Here is a 19,321-nt window from a genome sequence, read left to right as displayed (position 1 = left end):
ATCCGTTGGGCCGGTATACCTGATTGGCTTTGCCATTCACGTCGCGCTGACCAGTGGCTTGCGTCGCTTCACGCGCCGAACTGTTGCCCAGATCGCGTGGCGTATGACCGCTTCTTGGAGAATTGAGTGTCGCTTGTCGGAAATCGCGACTGTCGCCTCAGGGTCGGGCAGCGCCCATTGCTGCCGACACACACTGGATCTCCCTTCAACCGAAAGGAGATTGTCATGAACACGTTAGCCAACACCGGTTCGTCGCGGGTACCGTGGAACAAAGGGAGATTGACCGGCCAAAAGCCACCGCTGAAGCTCAAGGAGATTTGGGCGATCCGCGTGCGCCTGCAGCTTTCGTCCCGCGTGCGGGATCTGGCCATGTTCAATCTCGCCATCGACAGCAAGCTGCGGGCGTGTGATCTGACGAAGCTGCGGGTGCGGGACGTCTGTCACGGGGAGCACGTCGCCATCCGCGCGACGATCATGCAGCAGAAGACGCAACGGCCGGTACAGTTCGAGATTACCGAGCAGACCCGCGACAGCGTGGCGGCATTGATAAGGCATGCGGGGCTGCATCCAACCGACTTCCTCTTCCAGAGCAGAATTCACGACTCTCCGCACTTGTCGACGCGACAATACGCCCGGCTGGTGGTTCATCGGTGGATCGGCTCGATCGGCCTGGACGACACCGCCTACGGTACCCACACGATGCGCCGGACCAAGGCGTCGTTGATCTATCGTCGCACCAAGAACCTCCGGGCTGTCCAGTTGTTGCTAGGCCACTCGAAACTTGAAAGTACGGTCCGCTACCTCGGCATCGAGGTTGATGATGCACTCGAAATGGCGGAACAGACCGAGGTGTAGGATGGCAGGCCGGTTAGCGAAGGGACGTTGACCGGCCAACAACGGTCGCCCGGGTTGCAGTTGTTGCGGGCACCCGGACGTCCACTGACGACTCAGGAACGGACATCAAGTTTGCGTCTCAGTACATTCCCAAGAGGATCTTGACCGTAAAGTCTGTTTCGACTAGCGAATACGAGTGGTAGCTGGAATGCAGTGGTAGAAACTGCAGAAATTGACGTATGGGCCTCGATCACAGGTCCTGGGGTCGCCTATTAGATGCCCCGAGTTGTCAACATTTCGCGCCGGCGATTGCCCTGGCTTGTGTGACCATTTATCGTTGTTGTCCTGCCGGTACCAATGAAAGTCGTACCCTGCCCATATAACTAGGGCTATGAAATGCCCTTGTGCGGGAGTGGTCGACGGTGGGCCGACCTGCGACTGTCCATCACGTTGTGAAGCACTCCCAACGTTGCCGCAGTCGAAGGCAGTGTACATCACGCCACTACCTAGGCCCGGCTGTGCAAACGTGTTTGTGATTTTATCGTTCGCATAGTTGTAGCAGTTATTATGCTGTCTGATGTTTGGATCATTGTTCCATTTTCCAGGATCAAAAGGCGGCACGGAGAATGGCGAAAACGGAGTACTTAATCCTTTCCAGACGCTGCGCGAAAACTCCGATTGCACTACCTTAACGACGTCATCAGGAACTGTGAGTCCAGCCGTGGATAAAAGCCATGCCTCGAGGTCATGATTATCCTCAATCAAGTTAATGTTGAACCGGTCCAAATCTACTATCCCGTCATGGATATAGATATGCGGGTCCAGGGATTTTTCCCGAACCGCGACAACCGAAAACCCACGGTAGCCAAGAAGACCCGTTACACCGATCGGCTTTAATAGCGTCGTCTTGCTTATTTTTTTTATTCGGTCCGCAAGTTCTCTGATCTGAGCGTCGCTTAGCTCCCAGCTTGGATCTGCTCGACCTGAAAATATATGAAGCGTGATCGTGACTGTCATGACCTGCTCCTTTAAAAGGCTGCGCGTCCGCAACAATTTTTGGGGAAAATTTAAACGAAATGCGATTACAAACTTTTTGTCGCTATCGAAGTACTTCGAAGCGCGCAAACTCACGAAGCAGAAGCGCAACGTCTGAGTGTGACAGAGCACAAAGAGATAAAATCTCATCGATTTCGAACTCTTTATGGCTTCTGATATACATAACGATCGGGACCGCCGCGCGAGGAATATCGATAAACCCCCCTGGAAACGAAACGCGTGCCCGAGTGCTGTTATATCGGAGGGCGATCAGATTCTTTTCGACCAAGCGCCTCCATCGTCTAGTTTTTTCAAACCGTTGTTGAGGCTCGCCGTCTTGATGGTCCCATAGCCCAATCGACCGCTTCTGTTCCATCGAGAACCGCTCGCGCATCTCCCATAGCACATCTTTGATATAATCGGGCTTTACGTTTGTCAGAAGTGCGGGAATTAGTTCGATTAAAGTTTCATACGGGTCAGGGGCGGAGGACTGGTTGGCTTTGCGATGTAGAAAAATCGGCTGGCGCAGCCGAGTATCACGAGCAGTAATGCGCTGCAAAGCAACTAGAAGTGCATCGAAGACGCGAAAGTGATGGATCCCAAAGGTAAGATGAATCGAATAATCGCCGGCCGTGGATGCCTGATGCACGCAGCCTGCAGGTATGTAGATCATCATCCCCGGCTTGATGGTAAATTCGGTTGGATTAACAAAACCTAGGTTACTCGAACGGAGCAATGCAGCGTCTCCTTCGTTCGGAGTAGGCCAACCACTGGAGTAATCTAAGACTTCATGAGGAAGCAACGTGCGCGGACGCATCGGGATTTCACTAACCTCAGAGTCTATAACCCAGTTTCTATTTCCCACTGCCTGCACTATTAGTACGTCGTGATCGTCGACATGGGGCTCGCCAAGACCTCGCGACATTTTTGGATGCATATAAATGTTCACAAATGCAGGGCACCTGAATTCGCGCTCGAGCGCAGCGCACATCCGATGTAGATCGCGACTGAAGCGCTCTGCTTTATTGAGGCGGATCGAAAATCCCGCCCTTGTCCATGCTTTCAAAGCATTAACTGGCGTATTTTTTTTTGGATGTTCTACATTGAAATTGCCGATTTCAACATTGAAAATATCGATATCATCCGGAGCGGACTTTATAGCGGCCTCCAGCATAAACCCCAAGTTCAAAGAGATCTCTGCTATGGTGTCGATGTCGAGCCGCGTAAACTTCGGCGTAAATTTTGGCATCCGATCGAACACCCAGCCTCTGAGGGTCGCATCGACGCCAGAGGAGGTCGAAAATCTGGTTATGGTCGCACACATATTTGCTAAGGTTCTGTACCGCGCTTTACCGAGAGGAACCAAGAGTCCGGCATTTCACGAATTGAGGCGTCACTCCGAGCATACGCGGAAACGGGCAAGACAATATATATGTTATCAGGGTCTTCCTGAACGACATGCACGTTCACGCTCCGTCGAAACTTGTGTCCTAAAAGTTTTTCAACCGATTCTTTGGGATTTTTTAATAGACCTTCTCTGAACTCGGGTTCAGAAACCGCCTTTTTGATGACGATTTTTCTTGTTGGTTTGCTAAAACTCTTTTTCTTGCGTTTCTTGGGTGCCATTTTCGTCTCGAATAATTAAGGTTGCAAGGTCGTCAAAGCCCTTTCGGCGATCTGATGAACTTTCATACTATGCGAGTTGGATGAAACGTAGTTAATTATTGTAAGCAAAACCTTGACGATTTCCTCCGCACGGGCGAACGGATTTTCAGCCAACACATGAAATGCGCTGCGAACAGTCGGAGGGAGTTGCAAATTTCTGGTCTGTCGCACCAAACCTTTCATTCTGAAATAACCAAACTGGCCAGCGATACCGAAAAAAGCGCTTGCGGTGCAAAACGCCAATCTGGCTATGAAGACCGCACGCGCTATGTATTCACACCTTCTATCAAGTCTCGCTAGCTCGGAGAGCGAGGGATAGTTCAGCCCTTCTACGATCATTGCTTCGCAGACTTTGGGGATCGGCGCGCGCGCGACTTCAGTCAGAACGCGCTGACCCTCGCAGGCACGCTCCCACAACACTATCGAGTCTTTAGCCGACTGCAGAAATGTGTGCGCCTGATAGTCAATGCACGTGTCTTTTCTAGCTTTGAAGCATCCATTCTTTATGTCGCCGAGCACATGGAATCGGACATCAAATTCGCCAAAGCTAGTTGCACCTTTGAGTGCTAGCCCGGGAAAATCGTATGTGGTGCTGCATGACGATACAGTGCTGAACTTGGAAAAAGTTTCGAGTAGCGTCGGCTGACCGCATCGCAATTCTTCACGTAATACCAGAATTATGTCGATATCAGACTCGGCGATTTGCTGACCCCGAGCATGCGATCCCCATAGCAGTATCGAAGACAACTTCGCTATCGACGGTAGAGAGCAAAGTAGCTCGCTGCAAAAACGTTCGACAACCTTAGGATCGCACGCGTGCTTCGCAACTTCGGTCATGAGTTTGTCCCTTTATGCTCAGGAAAACGAAGAACAGCGAACAACCTCTCCAGTCAGCATAGAAAACTTGAGACGTCTTATCAAGACAATGCCTAGGTGCGAAGTTCGTCAGTTGGCGGGAAGCCTTACACTCCTGATGACCCGCATCCACTTGTAAGCAGCCCCTTTCCACATGCAAAACCCGCGGATGGCGTCGCGGAAAACGAGTTGCCATACGGTCTATCGATTATGCTCACGACGCTGTTCGGCACTGAGAGAGTTCCTCGCGACGCAGGCTGTTCGGCCGCACCCGGGTCGAGACCGTCGAGACAGTTGAGACACGTTCTTCACCGCGCTTCAAATCGACGAAGTGGAGATCTGCGTTTCTTATGCGCCGTAACCTCGACCCGTTTCAGGAGCGCCAAAAATTGGGCGGTTTGCGATGAACGAAAATTTGGAATGGCAGGTCGGTCAATTGTGCCGTTAGCCTTTTCAGTCGTGACAAGGACAAGCGGCAGACGAGCGCTATACTTTGAGACCGGCCGTTGCTGTCACGGCGATCCGAATGACGGCAACGGGTCGAGGCCGTGTGGAAACGCAGATTCATCCGAAGCACACTCGGCCACCTGCGCGTCTTGCCTTGTTTTACTGTTTCCGCTGTCAATTTGGCGCTGACGAACTCTGAACGGCTCTGTTGTCTTCTCGACCGTCGTCTTCGGTCCGCTTGGCAGGCACAACGGGCGGGTGCTTACGCACCCGCCAGCCGCATCGCTTTCATTGTTCTCGAGAACCCCAGTATTTTCAGTACTCTCTTGAGGTTGTAGGCCAGCACGTGCAGACTCATCTCGGTCCCCACGTTGACCAGCCTGCGCGTCAAGAAGTGCGTGTAGCCCATCCAGTGCTTGAACGTCCCGAAGACATGTTCGACGGTTCGCCTACGAATCGTCATCGCGTCTGGGGTCTTGTCGAGCCGAAGTTGGACTTTCTCCAGCACCGACTCATGCTCCCATCGTGAGATTCGTCGTTGCGAACTCGGCGTGCACTGCGGCTTCATGGCGCACTGAGGACAAGCACTGCTCCAGTAACGGCGCAGTTGCAGGCCGTGTTCTTCCCGAGTGTAGCGGTAGATCGCACGTTCGCCAGCAGGGCATTGGTATTCGTCGTCGCGTGCAATGTAGATGAAGTCTGCCCTATCAAATCGGCCGTGATACTTCGCGCTCGACGTCGTGGGTTTAGGCAGCATCACTGCAATACCGGCATCTGCGCATGCCTTGATTTGCGGAGCGTTGTAATAGCCACGATCAGCTATCGCCCGGAGTCTGGTCCTGCCCATCGCATCGCGTGCAGCTTTTGCTATGGGGCTGAGCTGCGCCCGGTCGCTGCCAGAGTTGGTGACCTCGTGAGCGACGATGAGATGGTGCTTTGCGTCTACTGCGACCTGCACGTTGTAGCCCACCATCCCTGAGCCTTTTCCGCTCGTTGCCATGGAGCGCGCATCGGGATCAGTCATGGAGAGTTGACCGTCAGGCTGCGTCCTGAGTTGCTCCTTGATTTGATCGAGGCTTTGCATCTGTTCGCGCAATCGAGCGATCTTGTGTTGCAGCCGACTTGTCTTCGCTTCCACCTCTGCAGGCTGCGTGCGATCAGCGGTCTCCAAGGCGTTCAGGTAACGCTGAATGCTTTCCTCGATCTGCTGCTGACGCTTATCGATCTTGCCCGATGTGAAGTTGCGGTCGCGTGTGTTGACCGCTTTGAACTTGCTGCCGTCGATGGCAACCAGCGCTTGTGAGGACAACTTGAGATCACGACAAAGAACAACGAACCGGCGACAGACGTTGCGAATGCCTGCGCCGTTATCCCGGCGGAAGTCAGCAATGGTCTTGAAGTCCGGCGCCAGGCGGCCCGTGAGCCACATCAACTCAACATTGCGTTGGCATTCGCGCTCCAGACGGCGACTCGACTGGACGCGGTTGAGGTAGCCATAGATGTAAATCTTCAACAGCACTGCCGGATGATAGGAGGGGCGGCCTGTAGCTGAAGGCGTCGCGCCATCAAACCCGAGCGATCCCAATTCGAGCTCTTCGACAAACGCGTCGATGATCCTGACGGGGTTATCCTCGGCGATGAAGTCATCGAGGCACTCTGGAAGCAACGTGACTTGCTTGCGGTCTTCGCCCTCGATGAATCTCTTCATCCAGTCACCCGAGCATGAATACGTTGATCAAGTTTAGGCGATCGGCGCGTTTTCACACACCCTAGGTCGACAGCGGAAGTTCCGGGCCGTGCTGGGAAGATCGATCGTCGTTCAATGATGGGCTTCGGCGTTCGGGCAGAAGCCGCTGGGAGGCGGCCCGCGCCTCCAGCCCGAGGAGTTCCAAATTAGGCGAACAAGTTTCAACGTTGAGTGAAGCTCGACATCAGTGTTGATCGATATTCATTGAACTCGATTGCTCTGCGGGCGCCAGTTTTCGCGGGCGGCGCTGATGCCGACGCTGTTGCTATTGCTATTGTTTGTTGATCCGGCACTCGTGCCGAAATCGGCAGGGAAGTCATCGACCTTCACGAACGCGGCGCCATCGCGTGCATACGTGTCCAGCGCCGCGCTCGATCGTGTCGATGTATCCGTCGCGCTCCGCCGCAGCCGCCCATGCCGACAGGTCGGCGAGGCTCTGCGGCATCGCTGATACCCGCCCCTCGCGCACGGCCCGGCGCAACTTGAACTCGATTGCCGCTACTTTCGGCGCGAGCCGTAATAATCGCTCGCCGCAATTGAGCGGATCTGTTTCGTCGGCCGATACATACGAGTCGGCGAGAAGTCGTTCGCGCGTCGGCGTTGGCGCTTGCAGCAATCGGGCGATATCGGCCGTGAGCGCATCTCTCGGTGCGGGGCGGCGCAAATCGAACGGAAACGTGAGCATGCGCAACAGGCCCGCGATGAAACGATTCGGGCAGTTCGCAAAAAGGCCTTCGAAGGCCTCATGCGCGCGCCGAAGCGCATCTTCGAGTCCCCATCGCACGAGCGAGCAGATCTGCCTCGGGCCGCCCCTCATCCTCGAAGCGCTTGAGCGTGGCTGAAATCAGCACCCATTGCGAGAGCACATCGCCGAGCCGGGCCGAGAGGCGCTCGCGGCGCTTTAGCGAGCCGCCGAGTAGCAGCAGCGAAACATCGGCGACCAAAGCAAAAGCGATCGCGAGCCGCGTGGCCGCGCGGTAAAACCCGAGAGCGCCGGGGTTGCGGTTTTCGGCACCGCGATCAAAAGGCCGCCCGTCAGCGAGTGAAGAAAGCTGCGTAGCGCATTCGATGCGGTGAAGCGCGTGTGACGGAAAAGGGCATCGTCGAAGGCGGCCAATCCCATTTAACGATCCGGGGCCCGGGCGGCAGTGCCGTCATCGACGATCATGCGCGCGCGCTCAGTCACGTGGTACTTGGCGATCGCCGAGAGCACGGCCGGCTTTTCGCCGAGGTCGGCGGCTTGCGCGCAAAACTGCCGCATGCGTCGATCACATAGAGATGTCCGCCCATGCGGCCGAGCGGTTCCTGGACTCCTTCGAATGAGCCGATCGGTACCTTGAATTGTCGACGCGCCGCCGTGTAGGCGCTGACGCCGCGCACGGCCGACTTCGCCAAGCCGACATTGGAAGAGGGCAGCGAGATAGAACGGCCGGCCGCGAGGCATTCCAACAGCACGCGCCAGCCAATTGCCGATCTGGGTTCGGCCGCCGATCACTCAGTCAAGCGGGATGAACACGTCCTTGCCTGAAGTCGGCCCGTTTTGAAACACGGCGTTGAGCGGCCTGTGACGGCGACCGGTCGATAAGCCCGGATGCATGGTGGGAATGAGCGCGCACGTGATGCCGAGTTCGAATTCCTGGCCGAGCAGGCGATCAGGGTCACGCGCGCGAAATGCGAGGCCAAGCACTGTCGCGATGGGGGCGAGCGTGATGTAGCGCTTTTCCCACGTCAGGCGAAAGCCGAGCGTCTCTTGGCCCTCGAAGTTCTGCCGGCAGACGATGCCGACATCGGGAATCGCCGCAGCATCCGAGCCCGCATAGGGGCTCGTCAACGCGAAACAGGGGATATCCTCGCCTCGTGCGAGCCGCGGCAAATAGTGGGACTTTTTGCGATTCGGTGCCGTAATGAAGCAGCAGCTCGGCAGGACCCAGCGAGTTTGCCATCAACACCGATACGGCGGCCGTCGGCGATCTCGACGCGAGCTTCATGACCACCTGCGACGGGCGTATGCCCTGAACGCCATGCCACTGTGCTGCTTGCCGATGATCATGCCTAGGAAGCCGTTTTCTTTGATGTACCGCCATGCGGCTTCCGGCAGATCCTGCACAACGGTGGTGACTTCTCAATCGTTCATAAGTTCGACAAGTCGTTCGCACTCCTCATCGATGAAACGACGCTCCTCGCCGGTGAGCTTCGGCGCGCCGTGGGCGAGCAGTGCATCCCAGCGCGGGCGCCCGTGAAGATTTCGCCCTCCCACCAGACGCTGCCGGCTTCGATGGCATCGCGCTCCGTCTGCGGCATATCGGGTAACGTCTTGGGCAGCGCCGCGAGGGTCGGCCCGGACAGTATGCGACGGCGCAGCGGCTTCGCGAGCAACAAGCATGCGATCAGTCCCGCAACGACGAGCGCGATGACGAGCCATCCCATGTCCGTTTCTCCTCGCCATGCGCTTCATCGGTGCATGGCATTGCATGGCATGGCTTGCCGCACGGCCGACTGAATGCCGATCGATGCGGCTCCGTGCGGCTCGATGCGGCAATACGCTTGTGCGCTGCTCGGCCGCCGCTGCCGAAGCCATCTCAGTGCGTTTGACGTGCCTCCGTTGGCACTTGCGTGACGACGGGCCGCGTCGCCGCTGCGGGCTGGGACGGTGCAGCACTACCTATGCCGGCATCGGCGCGTGGTTGCCGGTCCAGTGCTCCGCAAGCGCTAATGCCGGCGGCCGCATCGCTGCCCTCGGCGGCCTCGCCGAGCACGGCCGCGAACGCGTTCAGCTGCGCCGGGTCCTGCAACGGCGCTTTGAGCGCGGCAACCATCAGTGAAGCGAGACGCGCGATCAACTGCAGATCGTTCATCGACCGCCCTTGCGAAAACTCGGCGAGCAGGTTGTCCGTATCGGCGCCCGCGAGCACACCTGAAAGAGCGCCGATCGCGAAATGAAGACGCCAGCCGAGCTCTTCGCGCGGCAGATGCGGCAACGCTCGCTGGAACGCTTCGAAGAATCGCTCCGCAACCGAGGCGTAATGGCGAGCGAGGAAATCGTGAATGAAGGCGGACGGGTCCGTATAGGCTCGACCGAGCAGCTTGAGGAATGCGCGTCCGCCCGCGTGCGGATCACGAGAGAGGCGCAACGCCGGAATGAACATCGCACCGAGCACGTGCTCACAGGTGAGCCGCGCGCCGAGTTGAGCGTCGAAGCGATCGAGCAGCGCGAGCCGCTCTTCGTTGAGCCGATCCAGGCGCCGCGCGAGCATCGCGTGAATGAGCGCCTCTTTGCTGCCGAAGTGATAGTTGACGGCGGCGAGGTTCACGTCGGCACGCGACGTGATCTGCCGCAGCGACATCGCCTCGAAACCGAGGTCGACGAAGATGTCTTCGGCCGCATCGAGTATGCGTGTTTTGGTATCGCCGGTGGTCCGGCTCGTTGTACGAACTGCCATGTGCGCCTCCCATGCCGGTGGCCCGGCCGCGAACAAGCGATCGATTCAAGTTGTTGATTGAAACTCTTTTTATTCCGGCAACGATAAAAACAGGCTGTTGCCGCGGCAAGCATTCTTTGTGGATGGACTCCTCTAGTGGGCGTACGTCTGTGCTTTTTCGAATCTTAGGCGCTGGCGCCCCTTTTGTGCGCGGAAGTTTCGTTGTGACAAGTGCGAGGCGCGTGGATTGGGGCCGGACGAGCCACTGGCTGCGGAGCCAAGGCGTCGGATTGCGACGCCTTGGCAGGGCGATCGATGATTCGCCGATTATCGGACCGGTTCGCCGATTTGCGCGGCGGAGCTGGTCATGTCCACACCGCGGCGTTCGCGCCCGAAGAGAATCAGGATGGCAATGACGATGGCCGCCACACCCGCCACGACGGCGAGCGCGAAAGCGTAGTTGTTGCCGTGGCTCACCGCGACGCCTGCTTGCAGCGTGGCGTTGACCGACGCGATCAGGTTGCCGAGCTGATAGACGAACCCGGGGAACGTGGCTCGAACTTCATCGGGCGAGATTTCGTTCAGATACGCGGGGATAACGCCCCATGCGCCTTGCACCGAAATCTGCATGAGGAAGGCACCGATGGCGAGCGCAATGGCACCGCTCGAGAACGCCCATAGCGGCAGTACGGGCAGGGCGATGAGGGCGGCGATGCAGATTGCCTTGCGGCGGCCGATTTTCTCGGAGACGGCGCCGAAGAAAAGACCGCCGATGATGGCGCCGATGTTGAGCACGATGGCGATTGCCGAGACGGTGTGCGGATCGAACTTGTGCTGCTCGCGCAGGAAGGTCGGATAAAGGTCTTGGGTGCCGTGCGAGAAGAAGTTGAAGGCTGTCATCAGGATGATCGAATAGACGGCGAGCGCCCAGTTCCGCTTCAGCGTATCGCCGAGCCGCGGGCGACCGGTTTTCTCCATCGCCTGCCAGGCTGGCGATTCGGGAACGTTACTCCGGATGTAGAGCACGAGCAGTGCGGGGACCACGCCGACGAAGAACATCCCGCGCCAGCCGACGTACTGGTAGAGCACGCCGAATACGATCGAGGCGATCAGGTAGCCGCTCGGGTAGCCCGCTTGCAGCAAGCCTGACACGATGCCGCGCGAGTGCGCGGGAATCGTCTCCATCGTCAGCGCCGAGCCGACGCCCCATTCGCCGCCCATCGCGACGCCGAAGAGTGCGCGCAGGACGATGAGCGTCGCGAGGTTGGGGGAGAAGCCCGAGACCAGCTCGAGCAACGAATAGATCGCGATGTTGACCATCAGCGTGGGCCGACGGCCGAAGCGGTCGGCGAGGCGGCCGAAAATCAGCGCGCCGAGCGGACGCATGGCGAGCGTGAGCGTGATGGCGAGTGCGACTTCGGGTATCTTCGTATTGAATTCGGCTGCGATATCTTTCAGGACGAAAACCATCAGAAAGAAATCGAATGCGTCGAGCGTCCAGCCCAGGTAGGCGGCGATCGTCACATTCCTCTGTTCGCGTGTCCAAGCCATTGTTTCTTCTCCTGTGTCTCCAGAATCTTCCGCAAGGCCGACCTGCGCCCCGCGGGCACCCCCGTTGGGTTGGCTAGGCGAGTTTACAGGGTCTTTAAGCAGGTGCAGGGTTAAGTGCGCCTTTGAAGGGGTAATCCCTTAGCGCCTGCGCATAGCGCCATCCGTCACTGGGTATCTTAGTTAGTAGTCGAAACGAAAGAATTGTGAAAGTTGTTTTATTGAGCGGGGGCAAACTATCAGCAGAGATCTCCGCGTAGATACGCTGCGACTGCCCCTGTTAGCGCGATGCCGTCAAACTCCTCCGGCGATGGAGGATGCGCGCCGATGATCTCGCGGTTATCAAGTCGCAACCCAGGTATGAATCGAGGTGACCGTGATAGAGTCGAGCGTCATTCTTTCCCGCGTAGCCTTATGCCGCCACGCATTGAGCTTGGGCCCGTCGATTCGGCAGGCCATCAACAGGGCATGGAAAGCGCCGACGAGGCGCACAGTGTGAACACGCAGATTCCGGCGATCGTTCCAGCGCAAACCGCTCTTGTGGTCATGCACTATCAGACCGACATCCTGCGCTTATTTCCATCGGTCGCACCAACCTTGCTCGCCAATACGCGCGAGCTGTGCGACGCTGCGCGGGCCAAGCGCGCCAACGTCTATTTCGCGAAGATCCACTTTAGTCCGGGGTATCCGGAGGTCAGTCCATTGAACCGGAACGGGCAGGGGATGAAGCAACTGGGTCTTTTCGTCGACGACCAGATCGCGCCTGAGCTCAATCAGCAGCCCACTGAACCGCTCATCATCGCGCATCGTGCCAGTGTGTTCTTTGGTACCGACTTGCAGGCACGGCTCTTGGCGGAGGGTATCGATACACTGATCATGGTGGGCATCGCGTCGACGGGTGTCGTGCTGTCGTCGGTGGCGTACGCGAGCGATGCGGACTTTCGCTTGTTCACCGTCAAGGACTGTTGCTACGACCCTGATCCGATCGTGCACGACCATCTTTTCTCAACGGCGTTCGACTCCCGCACAACGGTGCTGTCGCTCGCTGATGCCTTATCGTTGCTTGCTTAGTCGCGCCTGGCATCATTCGATCGGTAGCAATTGGAATTTTGGAAGTAGAGCGGGAATTTTCGAAGTACACCGGTCGTTTACGCTTCTCTGCTGCTTACTCGCGGAGCAATTCCTCAGCAGTCAGACGAAGGAGGGGCGTCATGTGTCAGGTGTCTTGGGGTCTCAAAACGGCGGCCGCACTTGTCCTCGCGGCCGGTTTCTCGATCGGGCACGCCGCTGACGATGATGTTTATGTCGTCACGCCACTTGTGTCCAACTTGGCAGGCGCTGCCCCGAAAGTCGACGGCGTACTACAGAACGCCTGGGGTATCGCCTTCAGTCCCGCGGGAAGCCCATTCTGGGTCAACGACAATGCGACAGGCTGCGCCACGCTGTATGACGGCGAGGGGACGAAGGTGGCGCTACAGGTGTCCATCCCGCTGCCAGGCAATGTCATACCGGCCAGCGCGTGTCATCCCTTCTTCCCGAACAATCCACCGCAAACGGCACCCGCGGCGCCGACCGGGATGGTATGGAATCCCTCACCGGCGTTTCTCGTGCCAGGCACCACGATCCCTGCCGTATTTATCTTTGCGACCGAGGACGGCACGATTTCCGCTTGGGCCGGCGGTCTGAATCCGGCGACCAACGCCGTGATCGCGGTCGATAATTCTTCCGTTCCATCCGCCGACAATGGGGCGGTATACAAGGGTCTCGTCTTCGGCGTGAACGCAAAAGGCGGGTTCCTGTTTGCGACGAACTTCCGCTCTGGGCATATCGATGTGTTCGGGCCAAGCGGCGGCACGAAAGGCCTTTTCACGCCGGCAACGACGGACGGTGGCTTCGTCGACCCGCACATCCCTGCCGGATATGCTCCGTTTGGCATCGCCAACATCAATGGTGACCTTTTCGTCACTTATGCAAAACAGAACAAAGAGAAGCACGACGACGTCGCTGGCAACGGTAACGGCTTCGTCGATGTCTTCGATACGGACGGTCACCTGCTGCGCCGCTTCGCCAGCCGAGGGAAGCTCAACTCACCATGGGGAGTCACGCGCGCGTCGTTTGCATTCGGCCGCTTCAGTGGAAAAATCCTGATCGGCAACTTCGGCGATGGCCGAATCAACGTCTTCAACAATGACGGCACGTTCGTCGATCAGCTGGAGGATGCAAACGGCAATCCAATCTCGATCGACGGCTTGTGGACGCTCACACTCGGTGGCGGCCGCAACTCGAGCTCGGACGCGTTGTATTTCTCGGCCGGTCCCAATAAGGAGGTCAATGGGCTGTTCGGCACGATAAGTCCGGTGAACGCCTCCAAGGCACACGCATCGACCGATTCGAGGCAATAGCGGGCACTGCGGCTCGAGACGCCGAGCTATCATGGACGCTCGAACCAGGAGGGCGACCATGTGCTATTCGGCGCAGATCAAGGCGGACTACCGGAAATTCCTCAGGACTTTCGGCGCACGCATCGATCTGCGAGAGTTCGTCCAGCTCTATTGGGAGCGAGAGCAGGGAAGGGCGATCTCGATACCGAAAGCGATCGATGCGATGTTCGATGAGCCGCAGACGAATGAAGAGCAGCGCATCAAGGAGATGATCGCGCGTTTCGACAAGGCGCAGGCGGCGAAGCTGGAGCAGGAGATCTTCAAGCAGCGCGCTCGCCTCGCCGATGCGGAACGCAGCCTCCAGGCCAAGGCGACAAAGGCCGCAACCGAAAGCAAGCGAATTGCGACGAACAAGATCGAGGCTGCGCTCCAACGGCTCGATGATCTGCGCCGGACTGAGCTGAACGGAGAACGGGACGCCCGAATATTTCCGGGCCACTACGCACCGGTCGTCGTCCTGGAGGGTGGGGAGCGCGTCGTGAAGCCCATGCGATACCAGTGTCGTCTGGCTGGAAAGCCCGCTTTCTACGACACGAAATATCCCGGGACATACATCGCTCGGCGCGACAACCTCGAAGGGTTCTGGAAAACGCTCTTCGGGTACTCGCATGGTCTCTTGGTTGCAACCGCCTTTTATGAGCATGTCAGCAAGGCACGGCTCGAGCGGCGCGAACTGAAGGCGGGCGAGCGAGACGAGAATGTAATTCTCGAGTTCAAACCGAATTCCGGTGAGGACATGCTGCTCGCTTGCCTCTGGTCGCGCTGGGAGGGAAAGGACGAACCGAGTTTGCTGTCGTTTGCCGCGATTACTGACGAGCCTCCCCCCGAAATCGCCGCTGTCGGCCACACGCGCTGCATCATCCCGATCAAGCCGAATAACGTCGATGCATGGCTTCGCCCTGACGCCGCCGATCTCGCGCAGTTCTATGCCGTTCTCGATGACCGTGAACGGCCGTACTACGAGCACTTGCTGGCGGCGTAACGGGCGGTGTCCGCGACGCTGGGCATATCGCCGCTGCGCGAGCGCGCGGGTATCGGCGATCCCAGCAACATTCGCCAACTGCACAATGAGCTGCGCTATACATGCGCGGTTGGACACCCTCGCGTCCTCTGTCACGCAAACGTCACCATAATTCCGCAAAGATATCGCCCCAAAGTATGGGCGGGTTGGCCGTTGGCGGGCGCCCGGGCCTTACACTACCGCTCTGCTTGGCCTAGGCCCGGAATCCGACCGGCACCATCGACGATTTCACAACGAACGGAATACGAATGAAAAAGCCTGAACAGCCGACTTCCCACCCCGAGGACAAGGACTCCGAGCCCACGCAAACACCGCAGCGCCCCAGCCGGCGCCACTTTTTGGGCGGCGTCGCAGCCGTCGCGATGGGCGGCGGGTTGGCAGGTTGCGCGGTGCCTTCTACGCCTCGCAACGCCGCCGTCACTGGCGTCGGGGTGGGCCCGGAGTTCGACCACCCACTACGCAACAAGGTGAAGACAGTCGTCGTGATCTTCGCGGAGAATCGTAGCTTCAATAATCTTTTCGGCGACTACCCGGGCGTCGAGCGTCCGCTCTCAGCGCTGAAGCCGGAAGACTATCTGCAGCGCGATCGCGACGGCACGACGGTGTTGCCGAAGCTGCCGAAAGTCCCTGGCGGCTGGCTTTTGAAGGACCAGGTCGCGGACGGCGTCACCTACAAAGCCGGCGAGCAGTACCAGCTCGACCTGCCGAACGCACCGTTCGCCCTCAAGGGCCCACAGGGCGAAAACCTGCCGCTGTCGCTCGTCACGCACGACCTCTGGCACGTGTTCTACCAGAATCAGATGCAGATCAACGGCGGCAAGAACGACATGTTCGCCGCTTGGGCGGACTCGGGCGGCTTCACGATGGGCCACTATGCGAACGCGAGCTACGACTTGAGGATGTGGGACCTCGCGAGCGAGTATGTCCTTTGCGACAACTTCTTCCAGGGCGCATTCGGCGGCTCGTTCCTGAACCACCAATACCTCGCCGCGGCGACGCCGCCGGTCTACCCAGACCCGGCGCGTAGCATCGCGAAGCACCAGATTGCGACGACCGTCAGCGGACGGCCGGACGACCCGAACCTGAAGCCGCTCGACGTATCGCCGAAAAGCGCGATGGAGGGCATCCCGAAGTTCGGCCCAAGCGCGCTGACGCCGCCGGAGGCGATCGCCGACGGCCGTAGCGTCAGCTACGCGGTCAACACGATGATGCCGCCGTTTGCGCCCACGCCCTATCCGGTCGATGCGGACGGCGTAGTCGACCTCACGCGCGACAGCAATGCGATGGTCGTACCGCCGCAGACGCACGAGCACATTGGCGACAAGCTCGACAAGCGCGGAATCGACTGGGCGTGGTACGCCGGTGCGTTCCAGCAGACGCTCGAGATGCACGGCAAGAACCTGACCGACGGCACGCCTTTAATTCCGAACTTCCAGTATCACCATCAGCCGTTCAACTACTTCGCGAATCTCGGGCCCGGCACCGCCGCGCGCCAGAAACATCTGCGCGACGCTGGCCTCGGCGACGATGAGAGCACGAACCGCTTTCTTGCCGACGCGCGTGCGGGCCGCTTACCACCGGTTACGTTCTACAAGCCCCAGGGCAACCTCAACATGCACGCGGGCTATACGGACGTCGCCTCGGGCGATCGCCACATCGTGCATGCCGTGAAGGCGCTGCGCGCGAGTCCGCAATGGGAGAACATGGTCGTCATCGTGACGGTCGACGAGAACGGCGGATGGTGGGACCACGTCGCGCCGCCGAAGGGCGACCGCTGGGGGCCGGGCACGCGTATCCCGGCGCTCGTGGTGTCGCCATTGGCGAAGAAGGGCTATGTCGACCATACGATCTACGACACGGGGTCGATCCTGCGCTTGATCACGCGCGTGTTCGATCTCGAGTTGCTCGACGGTCTGCGCACGCGCGACGCGGCGATGCGCGAGCGCGGCCAGGCGCCGATGGGCGATCTGACCAACGCGCTCAATTTGTCCGCTTGAGGGAGTGAGCGCCACCGTTAGGGGTCGCCGGCGGCACTATGCCACCGGCGCTTGACAGCGATGGCGTGGAACGGCAAAGCAGAACGTCTGCCATCATATTGGCGTTCTGTTACCGCTCGCGCTTCGTCCTCGAATGCCATGCCGATCCGTCTCGCTCGCCTGCCGTCGCTCGACACACCGCGTCTTCTTATCCGACAACGCACACTCGAAGACGTGGATGCCTGCATGGAGATGGATCGCGATCCCGCAGTGACGCGGTACATCGCGGGCCCCTGGAACGATCCGATCGCGCATCGGCGCTTGATCGAATGGCGCACCACGCGCCCGTACCCACCGGGACTCGGCTACTGGACGATTCGCGAGACGAGTTCGCCGAGTCGATTCCTCGGTTGGGTCTTGCTGATTCCCGACCATGGCGACGGCCCCGAAGTCGAAATCGGATGGCGGCTCGTTCGCCAGGCGTGGGGAAGAGGGATCGCAACGGAGGCGGCGAGGGCGTTGCTGCGGCATGCGTTCGAGACGGTGTTTTTGGATGACGTCATCGCGGACATCGCCTCGGAGAACGTCGCGTCCCGTCGTGTCGCCGAAAAGATCGGCATGAAGCAAGTGACGGACATGAGCGGCGGCGAAAGCGACTACGAGCGCTATCGCATTCGCCGTGGTGACGCTCCGGGCTAGCGCCCTGGCCACGTTCGATTGTTAGCGCAACCGCAACGGTGAATTCGTTCCAATCGGCATAGATTTACGATAGTAAAGGCCTAAACTCACTTCTAACGTTGTGTCGACGCATTGGATCGACGTTGCGCTCGAAGCGCGACGGATGCGGCGTCGGCATCCCGAGCCGAGCCTCGTCAATGCGGGGCGAGCTTTATCTACGAATGAATGTGAGGTGGCGGAATGCTAACGATTGTGAAAGGTTTCGAAGGTCTCGCTCTGCTTGCGGCGCTCAGCTTCTACTTGGCGCCTTCGATCTTGGCGGACGCCAACGAGCGCGACGACGCGCTGGCGATTACGCTCGTCAATGTTCTGCTCGGTTGGACCGTCATCGGATGGGTCGCGGCGTTCGTATGGGCCCATCGCCCGGTGAGTGACCGCCCGATCGCGCAAGTGGTCGCGCGGCGCCGCCAGGCATGGGCGCGCACGACGATCGCCAAGCTCGTCGCCCATGCGAAGAGCGGCGTGGCGCTCACCGGCGGACTTGCCCGGAGCCCACTCTCGCACCAACCGGTGCCTGTGACGGTGAACGCTGGCCGCGAGCACGCTCGACAAAAGTAAAGCAGGTCCTGAAACCAAACCGTGTTGCGCCCGCATGATGTTTTGTTGCGGGCGCAACGATCAGAGCGGAAAGCCATCGGCAAACGCCGAGCGCAGATAGGCAATGAAAAGCGCCACGGCCTGCGGCACGTGATGAGCATAAGGCCGCACGATATAAAGCTGCTCGGCGAACGCACCCAACGTGCGCCACTCGGGCAGCACGACGACCAACTTTCCCGACTGCACGGCCGCCTGCGCGCTGAAGTCGGGCAACAACGCGATGCCGAGATCGCCGAGCGCGGCATCGCGCAGCGCTTCGCTGTTGTTCGCCGAAAACGGACCATTGACGGTGACGGCGACGGGCTCCCCCGAACTCTTTCTTGCTGTGCCGCGCTCGAACGACCAAACGGCCGGACCCGATCCCCTCGGATAGAAAAGGCAGTCGTGCTTGGCGAGATCGTGAGGCGTCTCGGGCAGGCCGCGCCGCTTGATGTAGGCGCGGGTTGCGGCAAGCACCGACTGCGTCTTGCAAAGCTTCCAGGCGACATGGGTTTCCGGCGGACGGGCGCTGTGCCGGATCGCGAGATCGAAGCCTTCCGTCGCAAGCGAAGCGAGCCTGTCCGATACTTCCATTTGCACGCGAATCTGAGGATGCTCGTTGAGAAACGCGGACAGGCGAGGCACGATTTGCTGGCGCGCGAGTGAGACCGGCGCGGTCAATCGGATCAATCCGCGCGGCAGTCCCGCCATGTCGCGCACGGATTCGAAGCTGCTTGCGATCGTTTCATAGTGCGCGCGCGTCGCCTCGACGAGCCGCTGGCCCGCCTCGGTAAACCGCACGCTGCGCGTGGTGCGCTGCACAAGCGCCACGCCCGCCGCGCGCTCGAGCTCGGCGATACGCTGGCTCATCGCTGCTTTGCTGACGCCCAATCGATTGGCCGCGGCCGTATAGCTGCCTTGGTCGGCAAGCACGGTCAGCCAGTGCAAATGCACCCAGAGCCCCTCCACCTTTTGCGTATCCATATCCCCATTGTTCACGAATGAAAACAATCATTTCA

15 protein-coding genes and 2 pseudogenes are annotated in these 19,321 nt (G+C 59.1%); 7 read left to right on the top strand and 10 right to left on the bottom strand.

Annotated elements, in window-relative coordinates; translation table 11 throughout:
- Positions 1–225: 225 nt before the first annotated feature.
- The gene (locus AB4Y31_RS16655) at positions 226–855 is read left to right on the top strand and encodes a tyrosine-type recombinase/integrase (protein WP_368674858.1); all 630 of its coding nucleotides are present in this window, start codon (positions 226–228) and stop codon (positions 853–855) included.
- Positions 856–1,017: 162 nt separating this feature from the next.
- On the opposite strand, the gene AB4Y31_RS16650 is transcribed toward AB4Y31_RS16655, so the two are convergent.
- The 9 genes and pseudogenes from AB4Y31_RS16650 to AB4Y31_RS16610 form a co-directional block, all read right to left on the bottom strand.
- The gene (locus AB4Y31_RS16650) at positions 1,018–1,851 is read right to left on the bottom strand and encodes a hypothetical protein (RefSeq protein WP_368674857.1); all 834 of its coding nucleotides are present in this window, start codon (positions 1,849–1,851) and stop codon (positions 1,018–1,020) included.
- An 82-nt stretch (positions 1,852–1,933) separates the two neighbouring features.
- Positions 1,934–3,130 carry a cupin domain-containing protein gene (locus AB4Y31_RS16645; protein ID WP_368674856.1) on the bottom strand — a complete coding sequence of 399 codons (1,197 nt, stop codon included), beginning with the start codon at positions 3,128–3,130 and terminating at the stop codon, positions 1,934–1,936.
- A gap of 68 nt (positions 3,131–3,198) precedes the next feature.
- Entirely contained in the window at positions 3,199–3,495 is a 297-nt protein-coding gene (locus AB4Y31_RS16640; RefSeq protein ID WP_368674855.1) for an NHLP leader peptide family RiPP precursor, read from the bottom strand.
- Between the two features lie 15 nt (positions 3,496–3,510).
- Positions 3,511–4,371, bottom strand: coding sequence for a hypothetical protein (locus AB4Y31_RS16635; protein ID WP_368674854.1), 861 nt, complete (start codon positions 4,369–4,371; stop codon positions 3,511–3,513).
- A gap of 727 nt (positions 4,372–5,098) precedes the next feature.
- Positions 5,099–6,544: an IS1182 family transposase gene (locus AB4Y31_RS16630; protein WP_368674853.1), complete on the bottom strand. Its 1,446-nt coding sequence runs from the start codon at positions 6,542–6,544 to the stop codon at positions 5,099–5,101.
- 240 nt (positions 6,545–6,784) lie between these two features.
- A pseudogene (locus AB4Y31_RS16625) lies at positions 6,785–9,010 on the bottom strand (acyl-CoA dehydrogenase).
- A gap of 152 nt (positions 9,011–9,162) precedes the next feature.
- Positions 9,163–10,023 carry a TetR/AcrR family transcriptional regulator gene (locus AB4Y31_RS16620; RefSeq protein ID WP_368674852.1) on the bottom strand — a complete coding sequence of 287 codons (861 nt, stop codon included), beginning with the start codon at positions 10,021–10,023 and terminating at the stop codon, positions 9,163–9,165.
- Between the two features lie 306 nt (positions 10,024–10,329).
- Positions 10,330–11,553, bottom strand: coding sequence for an MFS transporter (locus AB4Y31_RS16615; RefSeq protein ID WP_368674851.1), 1,224 nt, complete (start codon positions 11,551–11,553; stop codon positions 10,330–10,332).
- Positions 11,554–11,789: 236 nt separating this feature from the next.
- A pseudogene (locus AB4Y31_RS16610) lies at positions 11,790–11,920 on the bottom strand (NUDIX hydrolase); the annotation flags it as partial.
- A gap of 98 nt (positions 11,921–12,018) precedes the next feature.
- Between AB4Y31_RS16610 and AB4Y31_RS16605 the strand changes: the two are divergent.
- From AB4Y31_RS16605 to AB4Y31_RS16580, 6 genes are all read left to right on the top strand, one after another.
- Positions 12,019–12,621 (top strand): isochorismatase family cysteine hydrolase, encoded by a 603-nt coding sequence (locus AB4Y31_RS16605; RefSeq protein WP_368675312.1) that lies wholly within the window; start codon positions 12,019–12,021, stop codon positions 12,619–12,621.
- Between the two features lie 140 nt (positions 12,622–12,761).
- Positions 12,762–13,952, top strand: a complete 1,191-nt coding sequence (locus AB4Y31_RS16600; RefSeq protein WP_368675311.1) for a TIGR03118 family protein — start codon at positions 12,762–12,764, stop codon at positions 13,950–13,952.
- 58 nt (positions 13,953–14,010) lie between these two features.
- The gene (locus tag AB4Y31_RS16595) at positions 14,011–14,973 is read left to right on the top strand and encodes an SOS response-associated peptidase family protein (protein ID WP_368674850.1); all 963 of its coding nucleotides are present in this window, start codon (positions 14,011–14,013) and stop codon (positions 14,971–14,973) included.
- A 401-nt stretch (positions 14,974–15,374) separates the two neighbouring features.
- Positions 15,375–17,009 carry an acid phosphatase gene (gene acpA, locus AB4Y31_RS16590; protein WP_368675310.1) on the top strand — a complete coding sequence of 545 codons (1,635 nt, stop codon included), beginning with the start codon at positions 15,375–15,377 and terminating at the stop codon, positions 17,007–17,009.
- A gap of 138 nt (positions 17,010–17,147) precedes the next feature.
- A complete protein-coding gene (locus tag AB4Y31_RS16585) occupies positions 17,148–17,687 on the top strand; it encodes a GNAT family N-acetyltransferase (RefSeq protein WP_368674849.1) in 540 nt (179 codons plus the stop codon).
- Between the two features lie 219 nt (positions 17,688–17,906).
- Positions 17,907–18,284 (top strand): superinfection immunity protein, encoded by a 378-nt coding sequence (locus AB4Y31_RS16580; protein ID WP_368674848.1) that lies wholly within the window; start codon positions 17,907–17,909, stop codon positions 18,282–18,284.
- A 60-nt stretch (positions 18,285–18,344) separates the two neighbouring features.
- On the opposite strand, the gene AB4Y31_RS16575 is transcribed toward AB4Y31_RS16580, so the two are convergent.
- Entirely contained in the window at positions 18,345–19,286 is a 942-nt protein-coding gene (locus AB4Y31_RS16575) for a LysR family transcriptional regulator (RefSeq protein ID WP_018438677.1), read from the bottom strand.
- Positions 19,287–19,321: the final 35 nt, after the last annotated feature.

Source organism: Trinickia sp. EG282A, from assembly GCF_040965455.1.
In the GTDB taxonomy this organism is placed as follows: Bacteria; Pseudomonadota; Gammaproteobacteria; order Burkholderiales; family Burkholderiaceae; genus Trinickia; species Trinickia symbiotica.
This window is presented reverse-complemented; position numbering and strand designations above follow the sequence as displayed.